At 53.7% G+C, this 1,102-nt stretch carries 1 protein-coding gene; it reads right to left on the bottom strand.

Translation table 11 applies throughout. The features are described from left to right. Positions 1–7 precede the first annotated feature (7 nt). Positions 8–1,000 carry an IS30 family transposase gene (locus tag INT33_RS20990; RefSeq protein ID WP_193054299.1) on the bottom strand — a complete coding sequence of 331 codons (993 nt, stop codon included), beginning with the start codon at positions 998–1,000 and terminating at the stop codon, positions 8–10. Positions 1,001–1,102: the final 102 nt, after the last annotated feature.

Below are 1,102 nucleotides of genomic sequence, written 5' to 3'. Positions count from 1 at the left end.
CCTGAATTCAACTAATAAGTGCAGCACCTGCGGTTTCTAGTGCTCCTGAATATTCTCCTAAAAACACCTGGGCTGGGGTTCGATATCCCAGCCGCTTTCTGGGTCTATCGTTCAGCTTGTGAACAACGCGTCGCAGCTCTGCATTAGTCACCTTCCGGAAGTCTGTACCTTTCGGAAAATACTGCCTGATCAGGCCGTTGGTGTTCTCGTTTGTCCCACGCTGGCCTGAACAGTAAGGATCACAGAAATACACGGAGGCGCTAACCGCTTTTGCGACCGTCTCGTGGTCTGCAAACTCCGAGCCATTGTCTAGCGTGATCGTCTTCACCGCGCCCCGACGAGGCTTAAGTAAACGGACCATGGCTCTCTGCGTTAGTTCTGCCGTTACCTTTGGCAGACGTGCCGCCAACAAGTAGCCACTTCGTCGCTCTACCAACGTCACTATCCCCGCTTGCTTGTGCCCATAAAGCACCGTGTCGCCTTCCCAGTGACCGATGGTGAGGCGTTTTTCGATAGCAGGTGGCCGATGCTCTATCCCCACACGCTTAGGAATCTTGCCTAGTCCTGCACTTTTGGCATGGGCACGATGTTTACTGCGACGCTTGGGCTGGCGGAGGTGTCGCCACAAATCGCCACCCTTGGCCTTATCGTCCCAGATCAGCGAATAGACCCATTGATGACTAACTCCTATCCCCGTCAACGGCGCCATAAAACCGCTAATCTGCTCTGGACTCCACTCTTCTCTAAGCCTGTCAGCTACGGCATTGATCAGGCTAGGGAGTTGCTTTGTCCACTTCCAGGCGGAGCGGCGTCTCTGATCGCTGTAACGCTGCGCTTGTGCGGGTTCATATCCCTTGGCACCCGAATTACGTCTCAGCTCACGGCTCACGGTACTGCTGTGAATGCCAAGCTGTTGAGCAATCTGACGTTGGCTCAATCCTACATCCCTATGGGCAAAAATTTGATATCGTTGTGCCTGGGTCAGTTGTCGGTATCCCATACTCTGCTTCACTTTGGTCGGTAAGGCGGAGAGGGTACCGCTGCTGGCCCTCCTGCCTCTACCGTATGATCCAAAGTGCTGCAGTTATTCTATGAATTCAGG

It is taken from the genome of Halomonas colorata, assembly GCF_014897985.1.
Lineage (GTDB): Bacteria > Pseudomonadota > Gammaproteobacteria > Pseudomonadales > Halomonadaceae > Vreelandella > Vreelandella colorata.
Note: the sequence above shows the minus strand (reverse complement) of the source record. Positions and strands in the feature narration are given on the sequence as shown.